The sequence below is a fragment of the Defluviitalea phaphyphila genome, assembly GCF_001466305.1.
GTDB classification, from domain to species: domain Bacteria; phylum Bacillota; class Clostridia; order Lachnospirales; family Defluviitaleaceae; genus Defluviitalea_A; species Defluviitalea_A phaphyphila.
The window spans coordinates 226,356-246,084 of the sequence record NZ_JWID01000001.1 but is presented as its reverse complement, the minus strand read 5'-3'; the positions used below and the strand labels follow the sequence as shown (position 1 = coordinate 246,084).

The window sequence follows — 19,729 nt, the reverse complement described above, 5'->3', positions numbered from 1 at the left end:
GGAAAGAATTAGGAAAATGGGCATAAGGCGAGAAGGGATAAGGGTTTGAGGGAAAGTCGTTTGGAGCGGAGTTTATTTTAAATATACAATAAAATTAATCTCAAAATCCCGTAGCAAAATAAGAGAAATCTTGATTTGCTGTATAACTCTAAAAAACTCGTGTCACAAATAAAAAAGTTGTGTTAAAAATAAAAAAGTCATGTTAAAAGTCATGGTGAAAATAGGGTAGAAAACCTTATTGGAACCATGATTTTTCGGCTCTTTGTTAATAGTTGGGGTGGGATTATTTTAAATCTCGCTCCATTATTGCTTTTGAGCTTATTTTAATGTAGTAATCAAATTTCTTTATTATTTTCTTATTTTTGGGTGCACTTAATAAATCTAACTAAATGTAGGATTTCCCACAAAGATATTTAATTATTATTTAATTAGTACAATGAATTATCCTATTACGCAATCTTCTAAAGTTTTTTAAAACCAAAAGATATAAGTTTTAAAACCTTAATCTTATTATTAAAACCTTCAGTTGCTCCATTAGTATAACCATATTTAAAAGCATTTTTAATCTCTTTAGACCACCTTCTATATGTAGCAGCACATTTCTCAAATTCAGGAATTGAAGAGGTTTCGGCATTTTCAATCCAATGCTTTAAAGCAGTTCTTTGATAAGAGTATTTATTACTTTGAAATATTTTATAGAACCATTCTTTAAGAAAATGAGCAAGTCTTAAATCATCATTATATAAAAGCATTAAATCAACAGCTTTTTTATTTTCATCATTAAGTTTATGGTATCTAGATAAGATAAATTTTCTAACGAATAAATCTCCTTTTTTGTGTATTTATGGTAACTAAATTTAGCAGATTTATTTAACAAGTGCATTTATTATAGAACCTAATTTTTATAATCTTCTACTCGAGGGTAACACAATTTATATTGTGTTACCCTCATCTATTCTAGATATAAATGAGATGCCAATTTATATTTTAGATTAACAGTAGTTGTTAACAATAAAATTGTTAAATGCGGCTGCACACTTCTATGCTATAATGAAAAAAATACCATTTAGGGAGGGATAAAATGTTGATTCCAGATAAGCAAATTGTACTTAAAACTATCGGAGAGAAATATAATTGCATATTATCAAATATTAAAGGGAAACAAATTATGTATGAAGGGATAAGTGCCGGAAAGAAACTTATTCTTTGTACACCATCATCAAAGTTGCATTCTCAAGGGCAAGGATGGTTTGATCTTACAATTAAACAGGTTGAAATACTAGATGATTCAGATATTGCAATATTGGCAGTTCGGTTAGAAGGAAACAAAATATATTATATTAACTTTAAGGAACTTAAAGAATTAATGACACCAGATATAATGTTTGAGAATTCAAGTGAAGGTAAGCACTGGAAGTTTTATGTTTGGAAAAATTATATAGAAATACGAGGTAATGAAAAGAAGTTCTATATTCAACCAGAAGTACTTGTATAAACGTTTTAACTCTTTTAATATTTAGTATTTGGGAAAATTGTAACATCATTTTCAACATAAATTATGTTAACGGAATACCAATAGAATTGTAAAAAAGAATATGTTTTAGACGATTTGTTAAATAGGCAATTTATGATATGGATAATATAAATAAGTGAATTGAATAGGAATTGGTAGTAATTATTGTAGATTTTTACCGGCTCTTAGAGAAAGATATGTAAATAGTAGTTTGGACTTTTCTTTATCAAAAAATATGTATCTTAGTTCATCAGCTATAATAAGGTCGTATTTTTCGAATATTTTTTCAAATGTTCTTAAAGTTTTTTCTGATCGACCTTAAAATATTAAAGAATTATTTTTTTGTTTATGCATTAAATCAATCAGCTTTTTAACCTCCCTATGAAAACATTTCATAGGGTTATTTTATATTCTTCTAGGGGAGTTTTCAATTATTATACTATGATAATTTTAGATTATCATAAACAGATGATTTGACAATATGATAAGGGATTTTAGAGTAGTATTCATGTTAAATATACAGGAAAGTTTTTAATTTATATTGACAAAATAATATAAGTGTATATAATGTATATATACACTATAGATAATATATATAGTTTATATACGGAAGGATAAGATAGGATAGATGAATATTATTATTTCTAACTTTTCACAGGAGCCGATTTATGAACAGATTGTAAAACAGATTAAGAATATGATCATACGAGGAGATCTTGCAGAGAATGAGAAACTTCCTTCTATAAGGAGTTTAGCTAAAGACTTGCAGATAAGCGTCATTACCACAAAAAAAGCATATGAAAAATTAGAAAATGATGGTTATATAGTAACAGTACAAGGTAAAGGGTCTTTTGTGGCAGCTAAAAACAAAGAACTGCTAAAAGAAATGCGCTTAAAAATTGTTGAAGAAAAATTGGCAGAAGCAGTTGATGCGGGCAGGTCTATTGAGTTGTCTCTTGAAGAAATGCAGGAAATGTTAAAAATACTTTATGAGGAGGGATAGCATGGAACCTATTTTAGAAGTGAAAAATTTAAAAAAGAATTTTAAGGATTTTTCTATAAAAAATATAAATTTTACTTTGGAAAAAGGATATATTATGGGTTTTATTGGTCCAAATGGGGCAGGAAAGAGTACAACTATAAAACTTATTATGAATTTACTTAAAAAAGATGATGGAGAAATTAAAATATTTGGACTGGATAATATCAAGTATGAAAAAGAGATAAAAAATAGAATAGGATTTGTATTTGATGAAAATTATTTTTATGAAGAACTAACTATTATGGAAATGAAAAGAGTAATAGCTCCCTTCTATAAAAATTGGGATGATAGTTTATTCAATAAATATATTAAGGAGTTTTCCTTGCCTTTTAAGAAAAAGATAAAGGAATTATCAAAAGGAATGAAGATGAAATTTTCCATTGCTGTTGCATTATCTCATAATGCAGATTTGTTAATAATGGATGAGCCAACTTCAGGGCTTGACCCAATTATAAGGAATGAATTATTAGATATATTAACTTCGTTTATACAAAATGAAAATAAGAGTGTATTTTTCTCTACCCATATTACAACTGATCTGGATAAGATAGCAGATTACATAACATTTATAAACAATGGCAGCATTGTGTTTTCTTGCACTAAAGATGATATCCTTGATAATCACGGATTGGTAAAAGGACCAAAAGAAATCCTTAATTCGGATGTAAGAAAATATTTTATTGGAATAAAAGAAAATCAGTTTGGATTTGAGGGACTTATAGAAAATAGACAAGAGATAAAAAGGATATTAAAAGACAGAGTAATTATTGATAAGCCTTCTCTTGATGATATAATGTTTTATTATGTAAGGGGGATACAAAATGTTTAATTTAATTCTAAAAGATATATTAATACAAAAAAATACTTTACGTTTTGGAATAGTTTATATATTACTTATGATATTGTCTTCTAGACAATTTGATATGTTTTTAATAAGTGTTACTGTGTTTTCATATATTATGATTCAGGTTTCCAGTGCTTTAGATGATAAAAATAAATCAGATATTTTATTAAATAGTCTACCGCTAAATAGAAAAACTGTAGTAGGTGCAAAATATCTTTCAACATTTATTTTTGCAGCAATGGCAATTGTATATTATATTTTAATTACAGGTGTCATAAAAATATTTAAATTACCTTTTAAAGTATATCCTGTATCCTTTGAAAGTGTTGTAGGAGCCTTATTTTCTATAGTTTTAGTAACTAGCATTTATTTTCCTATATTTTTTAAAATAGGATATATAAGATCTAGAATTATTAATTTTATTCTATTTTTTGGGGGATCCACTGTTGCAGGAATACTTATCTCTAAGTTAATAGAAAATAAAAACAAAACATTTATTCAAGGAATTTTGCAGTTTTTAAATAACCAATCGAATATACAAATAGTAGCTGAAATATTTGTTATAATGATTTTGTTACTTGTTATTTCATATGTTTTTTCTTTAAAGTTTTACCGAAAAAGAGAGTTTTAATTTGTCAAAATTATATTTTGCATTAAAATTTTTATTTGATATTTAGCGGGATATAATAATTTCACTTTATAATAATGTAAGCGTAAAATAGACTCCATATTCAATGAAAATGGAGTCTATAAATAAAATAGAAAAATTTAAGATTTAAAAAGAGCTTAAGAACTATTTTATTTTAGAGTTTTCTTGTGCAAGTGGTATAGCAAAATTATGAACAATAACCATATTAATAATATCTTGTGTTGTCATTCGTATTTTTTTGATAAGTTCTTCACTGTTAGGAAATTTACGAAGCATATCTGTCATCTCTGTTTCTTTTTCAAAAAAGGAATCGATATCAAATCCTAATCGATTTGCTATACTTTCGAAAATATCATATTTTTGGGAGTCCATATCTTCTCTACTAAAGATCCTATCAATTAAGTTTTCAATATCTAAATTTCTTTTGTTTGTTTGAACTGTTTGCTCCTTGATTAATTCTTGAAAACGTTGTTCACCAACAGTTTTTTTAAGTGCATCTACTACTCGTTTGTAAGCAACTTCATGACCGTTGTTTGATAGATATCTGTATAAACCTTGATAGCTTGAATAGTTAGCATTTAATGCCCATTCTGTTTTTTGATAATTTGGTAAATTACTATAGATATTTTTCAACTGAGATCTTAATAATTGCATAAAACACCTCCTAAAAAATTTTTTATCATTAAAAAATTACAAAAAGTATATCCACACGAATTAATTATACATCATATTATTTAAAAAAGTCAATATTTTTATGATTTATAAAAATATTTTATATTTTAGTTTTAGGACTAAAATAAAAGCAAACGAATTATTATTTTATTAAAATGGTTTAATAATACTTGTTACTACTCTAGATATCTTTTATAATATTTTTAATATACAAAAAATTGCAAGTTATAATCATATTAATAATTACAATTTGTTTATTTATTACCACTATATGTATAAAATTGTCCAATTATTGTTTTTAATATCCTGTTTCTTCTTTCCATGATATACAATACAATAAAAAATAAATATATTACTTTTTTAAAAGATATTTGTATTTTTATTACGCTTATTATTAGTATTAAAAATTTATTTATAGTTTTTTCAGAAAACACATTTAATAATATTGATAAAAAAGATATATTCATTAATATTTTAAATGAGTTAGGGAAATTAAAGGTAATTCAACATATTTCCAATATTATTTATAACTTTAGCATTCTGCAAGTAATACTTTTATTTATATTAGTATTGATTTTTTACATTGTTCAAAATACCTTTGAGTTAAAAACAGAATCAAATTTCAAACGACCTTTCAATGGGAATGAGAAAAAGAGAGGGTATCATTATGGCAATTATGAATTATCCTCCGTTACTAGATTTTCTAAAACAGATAGGTACAAAATTTATTTTTCTTAAAAATGGAGAAGTGGTAAAAAACATTAGTCATTACGATGGTTTAAATTTAGATAGTATTTATAAAAATTTATATATTTAATGAAGAAATAAGAAAAAACATTAAGACAAAATTTAATATTAATTAAAAGAGGAGAGCAAGAGTATGTACATAAGAAAAATATCTAGTGAAAATAGAAATCAAGTTAATGATTTTATTATTTCCAAGTGGTTTTCTACTGATATGGTTGTTAGAGGCGAATTAGTTGATATGTCAACATTAGATGGGTTTATCATGTATGATGGTGAAAATATTCTTGGACTAGTAACATATATAATTAAAGAAAATGAATGTGAAATTATGTCTTTGGACAGTTTAAAAGAAAATCATGGAATAGGAACTACTCTTTTAAATAAGGTTATTGAAATAGCAAGAGAAAAGAAGTGTATAAAAATAAAAGTTATTACTACAAACGATAATATAAATGCTATACGCTTTTATCAAAAACGGGGATTTGATATGACAAAACTTTATTATAATGCATTGGATATTTCAAGAAAATTAAAACCATCTATCCCTTTAGTCGGGAATTCTGGGATACCATTAAAACATGAAATTGAATTTGAAATGAATTTATAATAAGTATAATAAAAAGTACTTGGTATAGTATATATACATATGTGTCAATATGGAAAAAAGAGAGGTAGTATAAATGGAAATCAACCTAGTTATACTGATAATGGAGATGGCACTATAACTGATAATGTGACTGGACTTATGTGGATGAAGGATATGGGGAAAAATGACATGGGAGGAAGCTCTTGCTTATGCTGAAAATCTTGAGTTAGCAGGATATACAGATTGGCGATTGCCCAATGCGAAAGAATTGCAGAGTATTGTAGATTATACACGCTCACCTGGAACAACTGATTCGGCTGCTATTTACCCATTATTTAATGTTACCCCTATTAAGGATATGAATGGGAATAAACAATATCCTTATTTTTGGGCTAGTACTACACATTTAGATTAGTGTCTTTTTAAGTAATTGTTTTGCTTGAAATTTAAATATAATACTATATAAGTATGCATAAATAATTATAATAAAAAATAGCCCCATATGATATAAACATTTAGGGGCTATTTTTTATGGATATATATTAACTATAAAATTTATAAAACTGTAAAATTTCCTCTTTTTCTGGCATTGACTTGATTGCACCTTTTCTTGTAGTTACAATTGCTGCAGCGGCATTAGCAAACTTTAGCATATTACTAATTTGTTCTTTGGTAAGATTGTAAAAATCATGTTCTAATATAAAATTTAATACACAACCACAAAAAGTATCTCCAGCTCCAGTAGTTTCGATTGCTTTACAAGGAACTGCTTCACATTCTATTCGAATATCTTTATAATACGCTCTGCTACCTTTACTTCCCATGGTTAAGAGAATTAGTGGTATATTATATTTTTCTTTAATAAATTTTATACCTTCATCTAAATCTTCTTTTCCAGTAAGGAACTGAATTTCATTATCAGATATTTTTAATATATCGCAAATGTGGCATCCATACTCCATTTGTTCTTTTGCTTTCTCTAAAGATTCCCATAGCATAGGTCTTAAATTAGGGTCAAAAGAAATCAATAGATTATTTTCTTTTGTTGCCATAACTGCTTTTTTAGTTGCTTTTCTTACATTATCATGTGTCATGGATAATGTTCCAAAATGAAATATTTTAGCTTTTTTTAAAAATTTAACATCAATATCTTTTTCATCTAACATCATGTCAGCACCGGGATTTCTATAAAAAGAAAAATCCCGTTCACCATTTAATCCTGTGTGTACAAAAGCAAGAGTTGTATTAACTTTTGGATCTGTAAGAAGATAAGAAGTATCAATTTTTAATTCATTTAATAATTTTCTAAGAGATGCTCCAAATTGGTCATTCCCTATTTTACCTATAAATGCTGTTTTTTTCCCTAGCTTGCAAAGAATCGATAATACATTACATGGAGCTCCACCGGGACAAGCTTCAAATATTTCGTTTCCTTGATTGCTTTTTCCTGCTGAGGTAAAATCAAATAAAAGTTCACCCAAGGCGATCACATCAAATTCTTTTTCCATTATATTTTTACATCCTTTCTTGAATTCTGTAGTTATTCTTCCAGAAAAGAATATCTACATACTTTTTTTAGTGATATCTGAAATAGTTGAATTTTTTATAATAATTCTCTACAATAATGTTACCAATTTCTTAATTTAATTATAATTACATTTTATTGTATTTGCCAATAAATTATTTTGTTTTTAAACTATTTATATAAAATTAATATAAAGCTAGGATAGCAACTGGATATGTTACTATGAGTATTAAATATTAATATTTATTCATTTTAATAAAATTAATTTATATACAACTATTGACATATATAAAAAATGAGAGTATCATACCAATATACCGATATGGGTATATAAGTATAGAATGAGTATGATTATATCCTGTATAAATATCTAATTTTTAAGATAAAAATTTAGCAGTTAAGATTTGTATAAAATAATATTTTATACAAATAATTTATTAAAATAATATTTAAAATAGGATGGGATTTTAACGTGGGAAATTATCTTTTTTATGCCGTTATGATTATACTTTTAATTATTTCTTTTTTAAAGGATAAACAAAAAACAAAAAAAGCTCTAAAAAAAGCATGGAAATCTTTTGATAATATATTACCACAGATTCTTGGTATTACTATGTTAGTAGGGATACTTCTTGCTGTATTTAATACAGAGTTTGTATCAAGTATTATTGGTGAAGAATCAGGATGGTTTGGGATTATTCTTTCAGCTATAGTTGGAGCTATTACTCTTATTCCGGGATTTGTAGCCTTTCCAATGTCTGATATGCTTCTTAAAAATGGAGCAGGATATATGCAGATAGGGGCTTTTATTTCTACTCTTATGATGGTAGGAATTGTTACTATTCCAGTAGAAATAAAGTATTTTGGTAAAAAACTCACAGTGGCAAGGAATATTTTAGCGTTTATATTTTCTTTTCTAGTAGCTTATATAATTGGGAAGGTGGTAGGTGGAATATGAATTTGATAAAAAAATATAGATTTTTTTTAATTACTATATGTGTTATAGTTATTACTATTTTAATAGATAAAAATATGGGGTTAAAAGCCCTTAGTGTTGCAGGAGATAGTTTTAAGCAAATGATTCTTGTTATTCCACCTATATTTATTCTTCTAGGATTATTAGATACATGGGTTCCAAGAGAAACCATGGTGAAATATATGGGGGAAGGTTCTGGAATAAAAGGTATAATTTTATCTATTATTTTAGGTTCTGCAGCAGCAGGTCCCCTTTATGGCGCATTTCCGGTGGCAGCAGTTTTTATGAAAAAAGGAGCAAAATTTAGCAATGTACTTATATTTATTGGAGCATGGTCTACTACAAAAATACCCATGTTTTTATTTGAAATATCAGCTTTGGGAGCTAAATTTGCCATAACTAGATTATTAGTAGATATTCCTGGTATAATCATTATAGCTCATGTGTTATCTAGATTAATTTCTAAAGAAGAAATAATAAAAATATATAAAAAAATTGAAAATATGGATTAGTGATAACTTTTTAAATTACAGGAATGGAAAATGGTATATAAAAACTTTGCCATAATAATAGAATAAATTTATGAAGGAGGCTTTTATTTATGGTAATTAAAATTTTAGGTTCAGGATGTGCTAATTGTAAAAAATTAGAGGCTAATGCTAGGGAAGCAGTAAAGGAATTAGGTATTGAAGCTACTATTGAAAAGGTACAGGATTTTAAAGATATTATGGCTTATGGTGTTATGAAAACACCGGCTCTTGTAGTAGATGAGAAAGTAAAAGTTATGGGAAGAGTTCCATCTGTAGAAGATATAAAACAATATTTATAATGCTATATAAAATGCCCTTGTAGGGCATTTTATATAAAACAATATATCTAATTATATAAATATTAAGATATACAAGAAAGGAGAATATTATGAGTAAAGATAAAAGGAATAAATCTGTAACGGCATATATGCTTTCTTTTGGATTATTTACAATAATTTTTGGACCTTTAGGAGATAGATATGGGAAAACAAAGATAATTAATATTGGGGCATTTGATGCAGGGATTTTCCCTGTAACATTAGCATTGGTTTAAATTTTACGAAAGTATATAAAGAAGCTTTAACCAATGGAAATTTGTTGAAAGTAGTTAGTACTATATTCCTTGTTGGTTTATCTTTGCAGTCCACTTTGGTAACAACGGCTCAAGAAGTTATGCCAAAGTTACGGGGAACAGCCATGTCTCTTGCATCTTTTAATATGTTTGTAGGAGGAGGTATTGGAACATTTATTAATGGAAAAATATTAAATTCTTTTGGAATTAGCAAGATATTTATAGTTGCAGGAACAGTAATGTTTATAATAGCTTTAATTTCAACAATAGTTGTACAAAAAGCATATAAATTTTCAATGAAATTGAGTAATTAAAAATATTAATTATATAGAGCTTTTTGAATAATTACTTTTAAATATATAAAAGCTCCTTTCTGGTATCATTTGTGTACTACTAGAAAGGAGTTTTTATATTAATTTTAATATAGATTTTTGGTAATACTAAAATTGTAGTAAGATTGAAGTTTTTAGTTAAAATTTTTATTTTGTACCAAAGATTCTATCTCCAGCATCTCCTAATCCAGGAGTGATATATCCATTTTCATCGAGTTCTTTATCGATTGCTAAAGTATATAGTTCGATATCAGGATGAGCTTTTAGAACAGCGTCTACTCCTTGTTGTGCAGATAATATAGTCATAATTTTGATGTCTTTAACGCCATGAGATTTTAATAATTTTATTGCTGCTAAAACAGACCCACCTGTGGCTAACATTGGTTCTGTAACAATAACGGTTCTTTGTTCAACATCTAAGGGGAGTTTGCAGTAATATTCAACGGGATGAAGTGTTTCTTCGTTACGATATAAACCGATATGCCCTACTTTTGCGGTAGGAAGAAGATTTAATAAACCATCAACCATACCGAGTCCGGCTCTTAGAATGGGAACAATAGCTACAGTTTTTCCAGTAATGACACTTGACTTAGTTTTGCAGATGGGAGTTTCGATGGAGATATCTTCTAATGGGAGGTCTCTTGTTACTTCATAGCCTTCTAACATAGCAATTTCTTTTACAAGAGCTCTAAAATCTTTTGAATTCGTATTTTTATCTCTTAATAGTGTTAGTTTATGTTGTAACAGTGGATGATTTAATACCTTTAAATTTTTATACATTAATATTAACCTCCTTTTAAGTATTATTACAACCTTGTAAAGAATAATACAGGTAGCTAAATTTGTCAATAAGATAATTGTTGAGATTAATTATATACTTTTGCATAAAGAAACTAAAAAATAAATCAATGATGTTTGAAAAAGTTCGTATTTTATCTTTTTTATTATTTTTTATTGACAATACGAACGATATGTGTTAATATTTACTTACAACAAACAAAAACAAACAACAAAAATAACAAAAATAAAAATATTGCAAAGGAGAAATGAAAATGAAAAAAGAAAAAGTTTTATTAGTGGGAGATGCTATGATTCCTCCAGCTTTATTTGAAGAACCATTGCCAAGAGTATTAGGAGATTATGTAGAATCTTATGTTACAGGATATTATGAGAGTGATTGGAGCAAACTTCAAGACCGCCGATTAAAAGTAGAACAACAAGGTCCAGAAATTGAAGTAGTTCCAGAAGTTATAGAATCAGAAGGAAAAGATGCTTCTATGTTATTAGGACTTTTTGTTCCGATTTTTACAAAGGTGTTTGATGCAATGCCAAACCTTAAAATTGCAGGAGTTTGTAGAGCTGGACTTGAAAATGTAAATGTTGAAGAAGCAACAAAACGTGGAGTATTAGTATTTAATGTTATGGGAAGAAATGCGGAAGCAGTATCTGATTTTGCAGTAGGACTTCTTTTAGCTGAATCAAGAAATATTGCAAGAGCTCATTATTCCATTGTAAATGGAGGATGGCGAAAAGAATTTTCAAATATTGATTTTATACCTCAAATTAAAGGTAAAAAAGTGGGGATAGCAGGATTTGGTTATATAGGAAGATTGTTTGCTAAAAAGATGTCTGGTTGGGATTGTGAAAGATTAGTATATGACCCATTTGTTGATGATGATATTATTCGTGAAGCAGGATGTATCCCTGTAGATAAGGAAACACTTTTTAAAGAATCTGATTATATAAGTTTACACTTAAGAATGTGCGAAGCTACAAGAAATTTCGTTTCTGCAAAAGAAATAAGTTTAATGAAAAAAACAGCAGTACTTATTAATACTGCAAGAGCAGGTTTGGTAGACCAAGACGCATTAGTAGATGCACTTGCTAATAAACGTATTGCTGGAGCAGGTATTGATGTATTTCCTAATGAGCCAGTAAGACAAGATAATCCATTACTAAAATTAGATAATGTTACTTTAACAACTCATATTGCAGGAACAACCACTGAAACCTTAACAAAATCTCCAGAGTTATTAATGGAAGATATTAGAAGATTTCTTAAAGGCGAAGAAGCAAAATTCATTGTTAACCCCGAAGTTTTAGAAAATGAAGAGTTAAAAAAATGGTTAGAGGGGGTACGAAATAATGCTTAAAAATTTGAAAAGTTTGCTTGATGAAGCAAAAGAAAATAGTTATGCAATAGGGTCATATAGTTGTTACAATTATGAAACAATTAGAGGAGCAATTGAAGCAATAAAAAAATTGAAAGTACCGGGCATTATCGCACTTGGTGAAAACTATCTTAATAATATAAATCCAGAAGAATTTGTAGATATCGTTAAATCATTAGAAAAAATAGGTGAAGATGTTCCTATAGCTATACATTTAGATCATTGTAAATCTATTGATCATATTGTACAAGCCATACAAGCAGGATTTACTTCAGTGATGTATGATGGTTCAGATTTAGATTTTGTAGAAAATATAATGAAAACGAAAAAAGTTGTTGATATAGCTCATGCAGCAAATGTTTCTGTTGAAGCTGAATTGGGGTCTTTGGCTTTAGGAGAGTTTTCAAATGAAGAAGGAGCGGAACAAATTTACACTGACCCTGAACAAGCAAAACAATTTATTGAAGAAACAGGAGTAGACGCATTAGCAGTTTCTATAGGAACAGTTCATGGTATGTACAAAGGTGTTCCTAAAGTAAATGTAAATGTTCTAAAAAAAATAAATGAAAAAGTTGGAGATACTCCTTTAGTTTTACATGGAGGGTCAGGGACACCGGAAGATGTAATTAAAGAATGTATTAAGAATGGTATAACTAAAATAAATGTTAATACAGAGATTTCAGTAAATGTGGTAAATCAAATAAGAGATAAACTTGCTAAAGAGGAAAAATATCATTTTTCTAAAGTTAGTTTATTAGCTAAAGAAGCTGTTAAGGAAGTGGTCTTAAAATATTCTCAATTGTTTTATAGTGTGAGGTCGTAAATACCAGGGTGGTGTGTAAATATGGACGATAAATATATTTTAACAATTGATGTTGGTACGTCTAGTATGCGTAGCATTCTATATGATATAAATGGTCATAAAAAATATACTAGTTCAAGATTGTATAATCCAACTTTCTATGAAAATGGATTTGTAGAACAAGATCCCAGAGATTTTAAAGTAGCACTTTATGAAACTATTATTGAAGTTATGGGGAAATATAATGGAGATCCAAAAAGAGTAGTAGGAGTTTCAGTAACTTCCCAAAGGGCATCAGTAATTCCTGTAGATGTTAATGGAAAACCATTATATAATGCTATAATGTGGCAAGATAAAAGGAGTTATGCTATTAGCCAAAGGATGAAAGAAGAATTTGATATTAAAAAAATATATCTAAAGACAGGAATCAAGATAGACCCGTATTTTGTAGTACCAAAGATTTTATGGATAAAAGAGAATGAACCCGAATTATATTGTGTAACTTATAAAATGCTGGGGATTCAGGATTATATAATTTATTTATTAACTGGTAGATATGTAACAGATCATTCTCAAGCGTGTAGAACCCTACTAATGGATTTGTCATCATTTAAATGGGATGATGAATTAATTGAGCAGTTCGGCATAGATAAAAGTTTGTTATGTGATTTAGTTAAACCTGGTTCAATTGTAGGCGATGTATTACCTGAAGTAGCAGAGCAATTAAAGTTAGCTTCAGGTACGCCAGTTATTATAGCAGGTGGTGATCAACAGTGTGCTGCACTGGGATTAAATGTTTTAGAACCTGGAAGAGTTGAAGCTAATACAGGGACAGGTTCTTTTGTAATAGCATATTCTGACAAACCAGTTTTTGATTCAAGAATGAGAACATTATGTAGTGCTTCAGCAATTCCAGGGAAATGGATTGTAGAAGCAGGGCTTTTAACATCTGGGACTATATATCGATGGTTTAATTCAGAGTTTTTTGATGATGAGTTAAATTCTTATGAAAAAATTAATGAGGCAGCAGCTAATTCACCTGTAGGAGCAAATGGAGTTGTTGTTTTGCCTCATTTTAAAGGAAGTGCTGCACCATACTGGAATCCTCTATCAAAAGGTATGATATATAATTTAAATTTAAATACTACAAAAGGGGATATAGCACGTGCCATATTAGAAGGGATTGTATTAGAAAATGCACAAAATATTGATATAATTGCTAGTTTGATTGGAAGAGTAGATGCGGTAAGTGTAGCTGGAGGATTAACTAATTTTGATACGTATAATCAAATACAAGCAGATGCATATAATAAGAGAGTAGAAAAATATAAAAATAGTGAAGCAAGTTCTTTAGGAGCTTTTATGTCAGCTGCAGTAACTCTTGGATATTTTAAATCTTATAAAGAAGCATTTGAAAGTGCAAATGTAGAAAAGCCAGTAACATATCATGTTCAAGCAAAGAATGTAATGAAGTATATGAAACTAAAAAAGAGAAAAAAAATACTCTATTACGCATTAAATGAAATGGATGTTTTTCGTTTTTTTACTGAACCAATATAATTTTTTCATTCAAATTCAGTTTTATCTTTTTTACAATATTTATAACCTTTAATTACAAGAATTTTGTTTATTTGACAAAAGAATTATAAAAACATATAATGAAACCAATATTAATAAACAAAAATGAACAAATACGGAGGTTACCTATGTTACCAATAGAAAGAAGAAAATATATTATGGATAAACTGAATTTGAATGGAAGTGTTAAAGTAGAAGAATTAGCTAAAGAAATGAATGTAACCCCTATGACAGTTCGTAGAGATTTGGATAAGTTAGAGGCGGAAGATTTACTAAAAAGAACCCATGGAGGAGCAGTATTGTCTACGAGTTTATATTTTGAAGAAGAATATGATGTTAAAAAAGAAAAAAATATCGAGATTAAGAAAAAAATTGCACAATCAGCTAGTGAATTAATAAAAGGACCTTCTACAATTTTTCTTGATGCAGGTACTACAACATATGAACTTGCAAATATATTAAAAAATAGAAATGATTTAGTTATTATTACGGGGGATTTGAAAATTGCATCATTATTATATCGTACTGAAAATGAAGTTCATTTTTTAGGTGGAAAACTAGAAAAGAAAACAGGCGCCGTATTATCTGTTGAGTGGAACACATTTATTGAACGTATTAATATTGATTATGCTTTTTTAGGGGGATCAGCTATAACAAATCAATATTATTTAACTACACCTACATTTGAAAAGGCTAAATTAAAATCAAAATTAATTGAACTAGCGGATAAAAGTGTTTTGCTTGTGGATGAATCGAAATTTGGAGTAAAGTCACTTGTAAAAATTGCTCATATAAAAGATTTTGATGTAATAATTACAAATAAAGTTTTTAACAATGAATTTATGAAAGAGTTGAAAGAAAAAGGAGTAGAAGTTCGATTAATAGGAGGATAAGAATGCTTTCTACAATTGTAATTGCAGATGATTTAACAGGAGCAAATGCTACTGGAGTATTGCTAAAAAATCTTGGAGAAAAAGTATTAACTATTTTATCAGATACGGATAAAGTAAAATGGGAAAATATAATTAAAGACTATGATGGTATCGTCATATCTACAGATAGTAGAGGTGATGAGCCGCAAATTGCATATGATAAGGTTTATAAAACAACAAAGATACTTAAAAATTATGGAAATTTTTTATTTAATAAAAGGATAGATAGCACTTTAAGGGGAAATATAGGAGCTGAAATAGATGGTATGATGGATGCGTTAGGTGAGAATTATGTGGCATTTGTTATACCAGCATATCCGAAATCTGATAGAAAATGTTTGGGAGGGTTTTCTTTAGTAGAAGGAGTTATATTGCAAAATACAGATGTAGCTAAAGACCCTAAAAGTCCAGTTTATGAATCTAATGTTAGAAAAATTGTGAATATTCAAAGTAAAAGAAAAACAGCTCAAATTTGTATCGATGTAATAGAAACTGGGTATGACTATTTGGTTTCAGAAATTAATAAAAATATTAATAGTGGTGCAAAAATTATTATTTTTGATTCAATGACAGATGAGCATATAAAAAAAGTTGCAACAGCAGTAACAGGACTTAATATACCTTATTTTACTGTATGTCCTGGACCTTTTATAAGAGAGACTGTACGTTGTGTAAAAGAAAAAGGACGTGTAGAAAATAAAGCAAAAATATTATTAACTATAGGAAGTGTAACAAAATTAAGTCATGACCAAATCTGTTATTTGATGAATAAGAAAAAGGTTTTATATCAAAAACTAGATGTAAAAGAAATGTTATATGCTAATTCTGATGAACAAATAATACAAGAAATAGTAAATAGTATAAAAAATAAGTTAGACCAATATTCATTAGTATGCTTAACAACAACAGATTTAAAAGGAGAATATCATGTAGATTTAAAGAAAGAAGCCAAAAGATTAAATGTAACTGTAGAATCTATATCTAAAAGAATAAATAATGTTTTAGCTCAAATAACTAAATGTCTTATCAATGAAGATAAAAGATTTAAAGGACTGTTTTCGAGCGGTGGAGATACTACTTTAGCAATTGCTAATAGCTTTAATTCGGAAGCATTAGAGATTGAAGGAGAAGTTTATCCTCTAGCAGTATCTGGTACTTTAATAAATGAAAAAGGTGCAATTTTAGATGTTATAACAAAAGGTGGTATGATCGGAGAAGAAGATGGATTAGTTAAAGTTGTAGATTATTTAATGGAAAGAATAGCAGTAAAGGAGAGAAATGTATGAATAATAAACCGCTAATAGGGATTCCTATTGGAGACCCAGCAGGTATTGGGCCAGAGATAGTTGTAAAAAGTTTGATGAATAAAGACTTGTATGATGTGGGAAGACCAATTGTAGTAGGTGATGTAAATGTTGTAAAATATGCATGTGAATTTTGTAATATTACTGCAAAAATAAATATAGTTAACACACCTGAAGAAGGATTATATATTCCGGGAACTATTGATATTATTGATTTAAAGAATGTGGATATTGATAAGTTGCAAATGGGTCAAGAACAGGCAATGTGTGGACGAGCAGCCTATGAATATATAGAAAAATGTATTCAGTTAGCTTTAGAGGGGAAAATCGATGTAGTTGCTACAAGTACAATAAATAAAAAGTCACTAAAAAAAGCAGGAGTACCATATATAGGGCATACTGAAATATTTGCAGGATTAACAAATACACATGACCCTTTAACAATGTTTGAAGTAAGGGGAATGAGGGTATTCTTTTTAAGTCGGCATGTTTCCCTAAGAAAAGCGTGCGATATGGTTACAAAAGAGAGGCTTCTAGATTATATTGAACGTTGTACAGCAGAACTTATAAAGCTTGGAGTAGAAAATCCAAAAATTGCTGTTGCAGGGTTAAATCCTCATAGTGGTGAAGAGGGCTTATTTGGTATGGAAGAAGTAAATGAGGTTATTCCAGCTATTAAAGAAGCATCTGAAAAAGGGTACTTAGTAGTTGGCCCTATAGGTGCAGATTCTGTATTTCACTTAGCTCTTCAGGGACGTTATGATGCAGTCTTATCTTTATATCATGATCAAGGACATATTGCTACTAAAACTTTGGATTTTGAAAGAACTATTTCTTTAACAGTAGGCATGCCTTTTTTAAGAACTTCAGTGGATCATGGGACAGCTTTTGATATTGCTGGTAAAGGTATTGCAAGTGAAGTAAGTATGGCAGAAGCTATACGTTTAGCGGCAAAGTATGGTTTAAAATATAGACAGAATTACAAGAAGAAATAAATTATATAAATAATTATATAAATAATTATATAAAGATTAGCTACGTATTTTAATAATAATCCGGAGAAATTAAGGTGATAATCTTAGTGTCATTTTGATAATAAGATTATCATAGTATGGTTTCTTCGGATTTTTTATTTATGGTTTTTTATTAATGATGATAAAAACTATAGTGCAAATATATTTTAGTATTTATGAATAAATTTTAAAAAATGTGAAATACTTTTATTTAATAAGTTATAGTATGATTTTTCAGCCTAAATAATATTTATTTTATTAATTATGCAGATAGTAAATAATTTATGTTAATTATTGTTTGATAATGTGTGTTTAAAACATTGTTTTAAATTGGCAATATAGAGCAATTTGCATAAATAAAATAAAAAAATTGATAAAAAAATAACTAGTATTGACAATGGAAGTTATATTGTATATAATTAAGATAACAAAAACAAACAAATAAGCAAAACTAAAAACATTAAAATCACAGTAAAGCACACAAAAACATTCTAGTTTTACAAATGTATTATAAAATTAAGGGGGTCAAAAAATGAATGGAAGTCAAATGATTCTAGGTTTAATTATCGGTATTATTTTATTATTAGTTTTAATCCTTAAAACAAAAGTGCATCCATTTCTAGCTTTAATTATTTCTGCAGCAACTATCGGACTTATAGGAGGAATGGAATCTGGAGAAGTAGTTAGTTCTATCACATCAGGATTTGGAGGAACTCTTGGAAGTATTGGTATAATTATTGGTTTTGGTGTTATGATGGGGCAAATATTTGAAGTATCCGGGGCAGCAGAGCGGATGGCAAGAACATTTATTAAAATGTTGGGGAAGGGAAAAGAAGAAATTGCATTAGCAATCACAGGATTTGTTGTTTCAATTCCTATTTTCTGTGATTCAGGTTTTGTTATTTTATCCCCACTTGTTAAAGCGATTTCAAGAAAAACAAGAAAATCAGCAGTTGGACTTGGTATTTCCTTAGCAGTTGGTTTAGTGGTAACTCATTCAGTTGTACCACCCACACCAGGGCCTGTAGGTGTAGCAGGTATTTTTGGAGTTAGTGTTGGATCATTATTATTATGGGGTATAGTTCTTGCAATACCAATGACTATAGTTGGATTAATTTATGCTAAATATATTGGTCAACAATTATATCAATTACCTGATGAAGAGTCAGAAACAGGATATAAAAGAGTTAATGCTGCTGATATAAAATTAAATTACGACCATATTGATGATAATACTGAAAAGTTACCATCAAACTTTATAGCATTTGGACCAATTGTAATTCCTATAATACTTATTTTAGTGAAACAATTGGTAGACTTTTTTGAAGTTACAGGTGGTATTTCAGCATTATTTACATTTATAGGTAACCCTGTTATTGCTGTTGGTATAGGATTAATAATAGCTATTTTGGGTCTTACTAAAACAATTTCTAAAGAAGAAACAATTAAAGAAATGGAAAAAGGAATGAAAAGTGCAGGTATTATTATATTTGTTACTGGTGGTGGTGGAGCATTAGGTTCTGTATTAAGAACAAGTGGAGCAGGAGATTATATTGCTCAATTAATTGCAGATTCTTCATTACCAGCAATCCTACTTCCATTAATTATTGCTACTCTTGTAAGATTTATTCAAGGTTCTGGAACAGTTTCTATGATTACAGCAGCTTCCATTTGCGCACCTATTCTTTCGACTATGGATGTTAATCCAGTATTTGCAGCCCTTGCAGCGTGTGTAGGTTCAGTGTTCTTTGGATATTTCAATGATAGTTATTTCTGGGTAGTTAATAGAACTTTAGGTATAAGTGATACAAAAGAACAAATACGTGCTTGGTCAATTACATCTACATTATCATGGGCTACAGGCGTAGTCGGAGTTTTAGTATTAAATATGATTTTTGGATAATAGATTATATTAATTAATAAATAAAACTTTTTTATAGAA

23 protein-coding genes and 1 pseudogene are annotated in these 19,729 nt (G+C 28.4%); 20 read left to right on the top strand and 4 right to left on the bottom strand.

The features are described from left to right. Positions 1-424: 424 nt before the first annotated feature. A pseudogene (locus tag OM90_RS01060) lies at positions 425-815 on the bottom strand (transposase); the annotation flags it as partial. 266 nt (positions 816-1,081) lie between these two features. On the opposite strand from OM90_RS01060, the gene OM90_RS01055 reads away from it, so the two are divergent. From OM90_RS01055 to OM90_RS01040, 4 genes are all read left to right on the top strand, one after another. Continuing rightward, on the top strand, positions 1,082-1,495 hold the full coding sequence (locus OM90_RS01055; protein ID WP_058485026.1) for a hypothetical protein: 414 nt from the start codon (positions 1,082-1,084) through the stop codon (positions 1,493-1,495). 646 nt (positions 1,496-2,141) lie between these two features. Then, positions 2,142-2,516, top strand: a complete 375-nt coding sequence (locus OM90_RS01050) for a GntR family transcriptional regulator (RefSeq protein ID WP_058485025.1) — start codon at positions 2,142-2,144, stop codon at positions 2,514-2,516. A gap of 1 nt (position 2,517) precedes the next feature. Beyond that, positions 2,518-3,384, top strand: coding sequence for an ABC transporter ATP-binding protein (locus tag OM90_RS01045; RefSeq protein ID WP_058485024.1), 867 nt, complete (start codon positions 2,518-2,520; stop codon positions 3,382-3,384). Further along, positions 3,377-4,030 carry an ABC-2 transporter permease gene (locus OM90_RS01040; protein WP_058485023.1) on the top strand — a complete coding sequence of 218 codons (654 nt, stop codon included), beginning with the start codon at positions 3,377-3,379 and terminating at the stop codon, positions 4,028-4,030. Before OM90_RS01045 ends, OM90_RS01040 begins: the two co-directional genes overlap by 8 nt. Before the next feature lie 162 nt (positions 4,031-4,192). Here OM90_RS01040 and OM90_RS01035 read toward each other — a convergent pair whose 3' ends face one another. After that, a complete protein-coding gene (locus OM90_RS01035; protein WP_058485022.1) occupies positions 4,193-4,702 on the bottom strand; it encodes a hypothetical protein in 510 nt (169 codons plus the stop codon). A gap of 685 nt (positions 4,703-5,387) precedes the next feature. On the opposite strand from OM90_RS01035, the gene OM90_RS12720 reads away from it, so the two are divergent. The 4 genes from OM90_RS12720 (at position 5,388) to OM90_RS01025 (ending at position 6,468) form a co-directional block, all read left to right on the top strand. Continuing rightward, positions 5,388-5,537 carry a hypothetical protein gene (locus OM90_RS12720; protein ID WP_160323629.1) on the top strand — a complete coding sequence of 50 codons (150 nt, stop codon included), beginning with the start codon at positions 5,388-5,390 and terminating at the stop codon, positions 5,535-5,537. Between the two features lie 63 nt (positions 5,538-5,600). Further along, positions 5,601-6,074 carry a GNAT family N-acetyltransferase gene (locus tag OM90_RS01030; protein WP_058485021.1) on the top strand — a complete coding sequence of 158 codons (474 nt, stop codon included), beginning with the start codon at positions 5,601-5,603 and terminating at the stop codon, positions 6,072-6,074. Between the two features lie 39 nt (positions 6,075-6,113). After that, positions 6,114-6,269: a hypothetical protein gene (locus tag OM90_RS13055; protein ID WP_202813775.1), complete on the top strand. Its 156-nt coding sequence runs from the start codon at positions 6,114-6,116 to the stop codon at positions 6,267-6,269. Next, a complete protein-coding gene (locus OM90_RS01025; RefSeq protein WP_058485020.1) occupies positions 6,238-6,468 on the top strand; it encodes an Lcl C-terminal domain-containing protein in 231 nt (76 codons plus the stop codon). Before OM90_RS13055 ends, OM90_RS01025 begins: the two co-directional genes overlap by 32 nt. Before the next feature lie 127 nt (positions 6,469-6,595). On the opposite strand, the gene OM90_RS01020 is transcribed toward OM90_RS01025, so the two are convergent. After that, positions 6,596-7,561 carry a carbohydrate kinase family protein gene (locus tag OM90_RS01020; RefSeq protein ID WP_058485019.1) on the bottom strand — a complete coding sequence of 322 codons (966 nt, stop codon included), beginning with the start codon at positions 7,559-7,561 and terminating at the stop codon, positions 6,596-6,598. Between the two features lie 489 nt (positions 7,562-8,050). On the opposite strand from OM90_RS01020, the gene OM90_RS01015 reads away from it, so the two are divergent. From OM90_RS01015 to OM90_RS01000, 5 genes are all read left to right on the top strand, one after another. Further along, the gene (locus OM90_RS01015; protein WP_084757907.1) at positions 8,051-8,536 is read left to right on the top strand and encodes a permease; all 486 of its coding nucleotides are present in this window, start codon (positions 8,051-8,053) and stop codon (positions 8,534-8,536) included. Further along, a complete protein-coding gene (locus OM90_RS01010) occupies positions 8,533-9,066 on the top strand; it encodes a permease (RefSeq protein ID WP_058485018.1) in 534 nt (177 codons plus the stop codon). Before OM90_RS01015 ends, OM90_RS01010 begins: the two co-directional genes overlap by 4 nt. Before the next feature lie 89 nt (positions 9,067-9,155). Continuing rightward, positions 9,156-9,383 carry a thioredoxin family protein gene (locus OM90_RS01005; RefSeq protein ID WP_058485017.1) on the top strand — a complete coding sequence of 76 codons (228 nt, stop codon included), beginning with the start codon at positions 9,156-9,158 and terminating at the stop codon, positions 9,381-9,383. An 89-nt stretch (positions 9,384-9,472) separates the two neighbouring features. Continuing rightward, complete coding sequence (locus OM90_RS12555) at positions 9,473-9,637, top strand: MFS transporter (RefSeq protein WP_144428513.1); 165 nt, start codon at positions 9,473-9,475, stop codon at positions 9,635-9,637. Positions 9,638-9,678: 41 nt separating this feature from the next. Next, positions 9,679-9,969 (top strand): MFS transporter, encoded by a 291-nt coding sequence (locus OM90_RS01000; protein WP_160323628.1) that lies wholly within the window; start codon positions 9,679-9,681, stop codon positions 9,967-9,969. 165 nt (positions 9,970-10,134) lie between these two features. Here the strand turns inward: OM90_RS01000 and upp are convergent, their stop codons facing one another. Then, positions 10,135-10,767 (bottom strand): uracil phosphoribosyltransferase, encoded by a 633-nt coding sequence (gene upp, locus OM90_RS00995; RefSeq protein WP_058485015.1) that lies wholly within the window; start codon positions 10,765-10,767, stop codon positions 10,135-10,137. Positions 10,768-11,039: 272 nt separating this feature from the next. Between upp and OM90_RS00990 the strand changes: the two genes are divergently transcribed. The 7 genes from OM90_RS00990 to OM90_RS00960 all read left to right on the top strand — a co-directional run bounded on the left by OM90_RS00990 (position 11,040) and on the right by OM90_RS00960 (position 19,690). After that, the gene (locus OM90_RS00990; RefSeq protein ID WP_202813774.1) at positions 11,040-12,140 is read left to right on the top strand and encodes a 2-hydroxyacid dehydrogenase; all 1,101 of its coding nucleotides are present in this window, start codon (positions 11,040-11,042) and stop codon (positions 12,138-12,140) included. Then, the gene (locus tag OM90_RS00985) at positions 12,133-12,981 is read left to right on the top strand and encodes a class II fructose-bisphosphate aldolase (RefSeq protein ID WP_058485013.1); all 849 of its coding nucleotides are present in this window, start codon (positions 12,133-12,135) and stop codon (positions 12,979-12,981) included. The genes OM90_RS00990 and OM90_RS00985 overlap by 8 nt, the downstream gene beginning before the upstream one ends. Positions 12,982-13,002: 21 nt before the next feature. Then, positions 13,003-14,520, top strand: a complete 1,518-nt coding sequence (locus OM90_RS00980; RefSeq protein ID WP_058485012.1) for an FGGY-family carbohydrate kinase — start codon at positions 13,003-13,005, stop codon at positions 14,518-14,520. A 146-nt stretch (positions 14,521-14,666) separates the two neighbouring features. Next, a complete protein-coding gene (locus OM90_RS00975) occupies positions 14,667-15,431 on the top strand; it encodes a DeoR/GlpR family DNA-binding transcription regulator (RefSeq protein WP_058485011.1) in 765 nt (254 codons plus the stop codon). A 2-nt stretch (positions 15,432-15,433) separates the two neighbouring features. Next, the gene (locus tag OM90_RS00970; protein WP_058485010.1) at positions 15,434-16,756 is read left to right on the top strand and encodes a four-carbon acid sugar kinase family protein; all 1,323 of its coding nucleotides are present in this window, start codon (positions 15,434-15,436) and stop codon (positions 16,754-16,756) included. Further along, positions 16,753-17,769 carry a 4-hydroxythreonine-4-phosphate dehydrogenase PdxA gene (gene pdxA, locus OM90_RS00965; protein WP_058485009.1) on the top strand — a complete coding sequence of 339 codons (1,017 nt, stop codon included), beginning with the start codon at positions 16,753-16,755 and terminating at the stop codon, positions 17,767-17,769. Before OM90_RS00970 ends, pdxA begins: the two co-directional genes overlap by 4 nt. A 550-nt stretch (positions 17,770-18,319) precedes the next feature. Continuing rightward, positions 18,320-19,690, top strand: coding sequence for a GntP family permease (locus tag OM90_RS00960; protein ID WP_058485008.1), 1,371 nt, complete (start codon positions 18,320-18,322; stop codon positions 19,688-19,690). The last annotated feature ends 39 nt before the right edge of the window (positions 19,691-19,729 follow it).